Consider the following 1,346-nt stretch of genomic DNA (forward strand, 5'->3'; position numbering starts at 1 on the left):
GGCGAGTCAGAAACCGTTGATGTAGGCGAAGGACATGCGAAAGGTCCGGCGTAGAGGGTAAGACCCCCGTAGTCGAAACGTCAGCGGCTTGCTTGAGAGACACCCAAGTAGCACGGGGCCCGAGAAATCCCGTGTGAATCTGGCGGGACCACCCGCTAAGCCTAAATATTCCCTGGTGACCGATAGCGGATAGTACCGTGAGGGAATGGTGAAAAGTACCCCGGGAGGGGAGTGAAATAGTACCTGAAACCGTGTGCCTACAAGCCGTGGGAGCGTCGGAACAAGGCTTGCCTTGTTCTCGTGACTGCGTGCCTTTTGAAGAATGAGCCTGCGAGTTTGCGGTGTGTTGCGAGGTTAACCCGGGTGGGGTAGCCGTAGCGAAAGCGAGTCCGAATAGGGCGTTTCAGTAGCACGCTCAAGACCCGAAGCGGAGTGATCTAGCCATGGGCAGGTTGAAGCGGAGGTAAGACTTCGTGGAGGACCGAACCCACCAGGGTTGAAAACCTGGGGGATGACCTGTGGTTAGGGGTGAAAGGCCAATCAAACTCCGTGATAGCTGGTTCTCCCCGAAATGCATTTAGGTGCAGCGTCGTGTGTTTCTTGCCGGAGGTAGAGCACTGGATAGGCGATGGGCCCTACCGGGTTACTGACCTTAGCCAAACTCCGAATGCCGGTAAGTGAGAGCGCGGCAGTGAGACTGTGGGGGATAAGCTCCATGGTCGAGAGGGAAACAGCCCAGAGCATCGACTAAGGCCCCTAAGCGTACGCTAAGTGGGAAAGGATGTGGAGTCGCAGAGACAACCAGGAGGTTGGCTTAGAAGCAGCCACCCTTGAAAGAGTGCGTAATAGCTCACTGGTCTAGTGATTCCGCGCCGACAATGTAGCGGGGCTCAAGCGTACCGCCGAAGTCGTGTCATTGCAGCAATACTCCCAACGGAGGCTGTGATGGGTAGGGGAGCGTCGTGTGCCGGGTGAAGCAGCACCGGAAGGTAGTTGTGGACGGTTCACGAGTGAGAATGCAGGCATGAGTAGCGATTCACACGTGAGAAACGTGTGCGCCGATTGACTAAGGGTTCCTGGGTCAAGCTGATCTGCCCAGGGTAAGTCGGGACCTAAGGCGAGGCCGACAGGCGTAGTCGATGGATAACCGGTTGATATTCCGGTACCCGCTGTGAAGCGTCAAACATCGAGCATCGTGATGCTAAGGCCGTGAAGCCGCCCTGATCTCTTCGGAGTTGAGGGGAGTGGTGGAGCCGCCGAACCAAGCGGTTAGTAGGTGAGTGATGGGGTGACGCAGGAAGGTAGTCCAGCCCGGGCGGTGGTTGTCCCGGGGTAAGGGTGTAGGC

Annotated in this window: 1 rRNA gene (running past one end of the window); it reads left to right on the top strand. The window is 57.2% G+C overall.

Annotation, left to right across the window (positions count from 1 at the left end):
- Positions 1 to 1,346: ribosomal RNA gene (locus ACFU97_RS46015) — 23S ribosomal RNA — on the top strand; its annotated part runs 1,492 nt beyond the window's last position; the annotation flags it as partial.

Source organism: Streptomyces sp. NPDC057616 (assembly GCF_042800575.1).
GTDB lineage: Bacteria > Actinomycetota > Actinomycetes > Streptomycetales > Streptomycetaceae > Streptomyces.